The organism is Mesorhizobium sp. M7A.F.Ca.CA.004.06.1.1 (genome assembly GCF_003999135.1).
Classification (GTDB): Bacteria; Pseudomonadota; Alphaproteobacteria; order Rhizobiales; family Rhizobiaceae; genus Mesorhizobium.
The window spans coordinates 1-5,291 of record NZ_RZPQ01000408.1; the positions used below are offsets into that span (position 1 = coordinate 1).

The following is a 5,291-nucleotide window of genomic DNA, read 5'->3' on the forward strand; positions in this document are numbered from 1 at the left end:
ACCTAAGCCAGGCCGGATTCTACGCCGATATCGCCGCCTCGGTCGGCCACGAAATTCTCGACGGCAATTACGACCGGGCCATCCTGTTTTGCGGCACCGGCATCGGCGTCAGCATCTCCGCCAACAAGGTCCCGGGCATTCGCGCCGCATTGACCCACGACACCTATTCCGCCGAGCGCGCCGCCAAGTCCAACAACGCCCAGATCATCACCATGGGCGCCCGCGTCATCGGTCCCGAACTAGCGAAATCGATCGCCGACGCATGGTTGGCCTCGGAGTTCGATCCGAATGGCCCCTCCGCCACAAACGTGCAGGCCATCGACAAGCTCGACGCCAAGCGCTGAAAGACGCGGGGAACCCGTTACTGAGTTAACTGGTCAAGGCGACCCGCATCGCCTCGATCACGGTAACGGCGGACGCTGCGCCCGGGTCCATGTGGCCAAGCGAGCGTTCGCCGAGGCGCGATGCCCGGCCTTTCGTGGCGACCATCGACTTAGTCGCCTCCGCGCCTGCGTTTGCCGCTTGTGCAGCAGCTTCGAGACTGCCCGCCAGATCCTTGCCGGAGGTCAGCGCTTCGCCCGCTGCCTGCGCAGCCGGCGCCCATGCATCGATCATCGTCTTTTCGCCAGGCTCGGCCTTGCCGCGATCCTGAATGCCCTTGGCCATAGCCTGGAACAGGGCGACCACGTCCGAATCGTCGAGCGTCGTCTTGCCCTTGACGGCTGCCGCGCCCCGCATGAACGCGGTCGCATAGAGCGGCCCGGAGGAAGCGCCGACGGCATTCAGGAACGATTTGGCAGCGGTGTTCAGCAAGGTGGTCGGGTCGGTTGCCTCTGCATCCAGTGCGGCGACGGCATCGCGTGCAGCGGAAAATCCAAGCTCCATCGCGATGCCGTGGTCGGCGTCGCCGATAACCCCGTCAAGCGCGCACAGTCGGTCCCGGTCGGCGGACATGGCGGTTGCGATCGCCGCGAACATCGCGACAAGGTGGGCGGTGTCGATTGTCGTCATGTCTTAGTCCTTGCCACAGAAGTGGGTTTAGCCGGCGCGAAACATGGCGCAGTCGCAGGGGTGATCCAGCATCGTCTGCAACTCGCCGTCGAGTTGGTGCAGCGTGATCGATGCACCAGCCATTTCGAGCGAGGTGCAGTAATTGCCGACCCAGCTTGCGTGTATGGACACACCGATCTCATCGAGCCTCTGCTTCACGCGCCGGTTCATGATGTAGAGTTCCATCAGCGGCGTTGAGCCCAGCGAATTGACGAGCACCGCGACCTTGTCGCCGCGCGTAGGCGCCATCTCGTCGAGGATCCTGTCCAGCATCTCGTCGGTGATCTCGTCGGCTGTTTTCAACTTTTCGCGCGCGATGCCCGGCTCGCCATGGATGCCCATGCCGATCTCCATCTCGTCCGGCCCGATCTCGAAATTCGGCCGGCGGGTCTGCGGCAGCGAACAGGGCGACAGCGCCACGCCCATGGTGAAGGTGTGGTCGTTGGCCTTGCCGGCGATGCGCTCGCATTCGTCGAAGGACAGCATCCGGTCGCAGGCGGCACCGGCCGCCTTAAAGATGAAGAAATTGCCGGCGACGCCGCGCCTCTTGTGCCGCTGGTCGCGCGGTGCCGAGGCGACGTCGTCGGTGCTCAGCACCGTGCGCACCTCGATGTCGTCCATGGCGGCCATCTCGGCCGCCATGTCGAAATTCATCACGTCGCCGGCATAGTTGCCGTACATGAACAGCACGCCGGCGCCGCCGCTGACTGCCTTTGCGCATTCGAGGATCGGGTCCGGCGGTGGCGAGGCGAAGACATTGCCGATGGCCGCCGCATCGGCCAATCCCTTGCCGACGAAGCCAAGAAAGCTCGGCTCGTGGCCCGAGCCGCCGCCAATGACGAGGCCCACCTTGCCCTGGCGCGGTCCGTCGCAGGCGATGATGGAGCGTGGGCTACCCTCCACGCTTTTGAGATGGCGGGGATGGGCTGCCAGGATGCCTTCCAGCATCTCGTCGACGGCGCGGTTGCCGGCATTGATGATCTTCTTGGTCTGCACCCGGCATCCTCCCGATTTCGGCATTTTCGCAGATAATACCGGGTGTTACCGGGATTTCCACCCGGCAAGGAGCATTTCGTGCGCAGAGGTGTTCCCGCAGGCTATCACCTGGACGTAGGCGTTAGTTGTTTCAACCGCCGAGGCCGTCGCGGATGGCTGAGAAATAGCGATCGGTTCCGACCTGGCCGCCCTTGAGCGCGACCTCCAAGCCGTCGATCGCCTTGACGCGCGCGTGAGCAACGCAGAGCGGCGAACCCGGCGAAGCGGGCAGCGGCATGCGGATTGTCAGGGCATCGACACCCATCTCGCCCAGCGCGTGGCTCGACGTATCGCCGCCGGCAATGACCACGCGCCGCAGGCTCTGTTCGATCGTCAGGCTGCGAAGGATTTCTCCGAGTCCGCGGCCAAGCCTGTGGCGGGCGCCTTCCTGCCGGTCGATTTCGGCGCCCCTGTCGGCAGTGGGACCAAGCGCGGTGTAGAGGATGACGCTGCGCCCGGCTTGCAGACTGGCACGGCCGCTTGCCGTTGCGCGCGTGATCGACTGCTGCGAAGCCTCCGAAACCAGTTCGACCGGGTCGACCTCGATGCCGTCGAAACCGTCGGTCAGGGCATGCCGGATCTGCCGTTCCGTGGTCGGCGAGCAACTGCCCGACACGACGGCTATCCGCTCGGCTGCGCCCGGTGGCGTGAAGCCATGTCCGGCGCCGACAATGCCATTCGACGCCCATTCGGCCAGCAACGCATACTCGACCCCGGACGAGCCGACGACAAAAGAACCGCCGGGCTTGCGAACGCGCCACAGCTCCTTGCCGGCAAGGGCCTGGGTTTCCAGATTGTCGACATCGACAAGCACGATGCCGGTGCCGTTTCCGATCATGCGATCGAACGCCACCGACCGCGACGCCGACTGCAGCGTCGCAAGGTCGACCAGCCCCGAGCTCAGCGCCGTCTGCCGCGACAGATGGATCAGCAGGTCCGACTCATCCATCGGCGTCGTCGGGTGGCGGCTCATCACCGGGTGGCGGTCGATGCGGAAATATTGGTCGCGATAGGCGGCGAACAGGTGGCCGAAGGCGGTGTAGCGCTTGAGCTGCGGCGCGCCGACCAGCAGCGGCACGCTGGCTTGCGCGAACACCGAGCGGCCGATCTCGGTGGCCCGGCCGATGCTGCCGATCGTCGGGCTGGAATCGAAGGTCGAGCAGACCTTGTAGTGACAAATCTCGGCATTCAGTGTCTTCAGCCAGGCAAAGGCATCGCGCAGGTATGTGTCCATCCATCGCGGTGTCTCGCTGCGGCTGGTGCCGGCGAGGCCGATCGCCCGGCAATGGGCAAATCGTGAAAGCAAGGCATCGTCCGGCTGGCGCATGAACAGCACGGTCGGCACACCACCGAGCTCGAGCGCCTCCATCACATCGGTCGAGCCGGTCAGGTCGTCGCCGTAATAGCTGAGAAGCAGGTCCTGCATCGTCTCAGGCTGCCTTGCCGTCGCCGAATTTTTCGATCGACCGCGCCAGTTCGGGATGGTTCAGGGCGAAGTCCGCCAGCGGAATGCCGTCGACCGCCGCTTGCCAGGCCTGCTGCACGGCGCGCACACCGGCGCCCGGCCCGTCCGGATGGCTGACGATGCCGCCGCCGCAGAGATAGAGAAGATCGACGGTCCGTCCGGTCCGCGCATATGTCTCAGGAGCCTGGCCACCCCACTGGCCAGAGCCCGCCACCGGCAAGGCGCAGTCCTCGGGTGAAAAGATCGGTGTCGTCACCGCCTTGAACGATTCGACGAAAGAGTCGTCCGGCTCCCAGTATTTCGAGGCGATGCCGTTGATCTGGAACTGGTCGACGCCGAGCAGTCGCCAGAATTGCTGCCAGACCTTGAAGTCCATGCCTAGCCCGGGGTGCCGGGTGAGGATGTCCCAGCCGTTGCGGTGAGCATGCAGCACCAGACTGGAGCGCTTCCTCAGGAACGCCATGCCACCGAAGCCGATCGAATTGATGTTGATGACAGCGCAATTGCCGCCAGCCTTCGCCACCATATCGTGGTTGCGCATCATCTCATCGGGGTCGGCATGCGAGATGCCGAAGGCATACATCACCTTCTTGCCGGTCTTCTGCTCGTGGTCGAGGATCAGCGGCACGATCGCCTTCACTCGTTCCGACAGGGGCGAATAGGCCGGGCTCATCAGCTTCTCGTCGTCCTTGATGAAGTCGACACCGGCGGCGATCAGTTCCGCCACCATTGCGGCCGTCTCATGTGGCCGCAAGCCCAGCGCCGGCTTGACGATCGTGCCGATGATCGGACGGTCCATCACACCAGTCAGCCGGCGGCTGCCGGCGACACCGAACTGGGGGCCGGGATGCGCGCCGCGATACTCCTCCGGCAATTTCATGTCGACGATGCGAATCCCGGTGAGGCCCTTGATCGAATAGGTGCCACCGATGGCAATGGTCATCAGTGCCGAAAGGTCGGTGCCGATGGCATCGAATGGAAAGGCGATATCGATATCGGCGCGCCTGAACGGCCCGTTGCCGCTGTCGGGAAGCGACGGCCGCTCGGCATCGGCCAGAGGCCGTATCGCCAGCACGCGCGCCGCCACCCGGGCTTTCAGTTCCTCGGTCTCGCCGGGCAGCGCGACGAAGGTGCCGGTCGACTGATCGCTGGCGATCTTGGCCGCCAGCGCTTCGATGCTTCCAGGCGTTTCGATGCGGTAGGTGAGGGTTATCATGGTCCGCTGTCTCAAGCCGAGGCGTTCGAAAAAGGTTCACTGGTGTTTCAAATCTGGTATAATGAGTACATAAGTATTGCAAGCCATATCCGGCAGTCGGATCGACAGACGGCAATTCCGGGAATTGTGGCGGCAGTGTTAGATAGGGCCGGGTCAAGGGAGTGATTCGCGACGATGAACCGTTCGGAACCGATTGTCCGGCGCAAGCTTTCCGATGAGGTCTTCTTGCGGCTGAAACGCCTCATTACCAGCGGCGAATTGATGCCGGGCGACGACATGCCTTCGGAACGCGAACTGATGGAGCGTTTCGAGGTCGGCAGGCCGGCGATTCGCGAGGCGATGCAGGCGCTGAGCAATATGGGCCTGGTCGCGATCTCGCATGGCGAGCGCGCCAAGGTGCTGCAGCTGACCGCCAAGTCGATCATCAAGCAGGTCGATGGCGCCGCCAAGATCATCCTGTCGTCGTCGAAGGACACGCTGGAGCACCTGAAGACCGCGCGCATCTTCTTCGAGCGCGGCATGGTC

At 64.0% G+C, this 5,291-nt stretch carries 6 protein-coding genes; 2 read left to right on the top strand and 4 right to left on the bottom strand.

The window, feature by feature from the left end; translation table 11 throughout:
* Nucleotides 1–344, top strand: a 344-nt coding sequence (locus EN906_RS21870; RefSeq protein WP_127375358.1) for an RpiB/LacA/LacB family sugar-phosphate isomerase, incomplete at its 5' end; no start/stop codon positions are given.
* Nucleotides 345–369: 25 nt separating this feature from the next.
* On the opposite strand, the gene dhaL is transcribed toward EN906_RS21870, so the two are convergent.
* From dhaL to oiaX, 4 genes are all read right to left on the bottom strand, one after another.
* Nucleotides 370–1,011, bottom strand: a complete 642-nt coding sequence (dhaL, locus tag EN906_RS21875) for a dihydroxyacetone kinase subunit DhaL (protein WP_127269792.1) — start codon at nt 1,009–1,011, stop codon at nt 370–372.
* Nucleotides 1,012–1,038: 27 nt separating this feature from the next.
* Nucleotides 1,039–2,046, bottom strand: a complete 1,008-nt coding sequence (locus tag EN906_RS21880; RefSeq protein ID WP_127269790.1) for a dihydroxyacetone kinase subunit DhaK — start codon at nt 2,044–2,046, stop codon at nt 1,039–1,041.
* A gap of 130 nt (nt 2,047–2,176) precedes the next feature.
* Nucleotides 2,177–3,511, bottom strand: a complete 1,335-nt coding sequence (locus EN906_RS21885) for a four-carbon acid sugar kinase family protein (RefSeq protein WP_127269788.1) — start codon at nt 3,509–3,511, stop codon at nt 2,177–2,179.
* A 4-nt stretch (nt 3,512–3,515) separates the two neighbouring features.
* Entirely contained in the window at nt 3,516–4,766 is a 1,251-nt protein-coding gene (gene oiaX / locus EN906_RS21890) for a 3-oxo-isoapionate-4-phosphate decarboxylase OiaX (RefSeq protein WP_127268636.1), read from the bottom strand.
* Between the two features lie 174 nt (nt 4,767–4,940).
* Between oiaX and EN906_RS21895 the strand changes: the two genes are divergently transcribed.
* Nucleotides 4,941–5,291 (top strand): GntR family transcriptional regulator (locus tag EN906_RS21895; RefSeq protein WP_127375359.1); only part of this gene is annotated, 351 nt, incomplete at its 3' end.

Excerpts from the sequence above, each read along its gene's own strand:
- dhaL (WP_127269792.1), bottom strand. The coding sequence starts at position 1,011 with ATGACGACAATCGACACCGCCCACCTTGTCGCGATGTTCGCGGCGATC.
- oiaX (WP_127268636.1), bottom strand. The coding sequence starts at position 4,766 with ATGATAACCCTCACCTACCGCATCGAAACGCCTGGAAGCATCGAAGCG.
- EN906_RS21885 (WP_127269788.1), bottom strand. The coding sequence starts at position 3,511 with ATGCAGGACCTGCTTCTCAGCTATTACGGCGACGACCTGACCGGCTCG.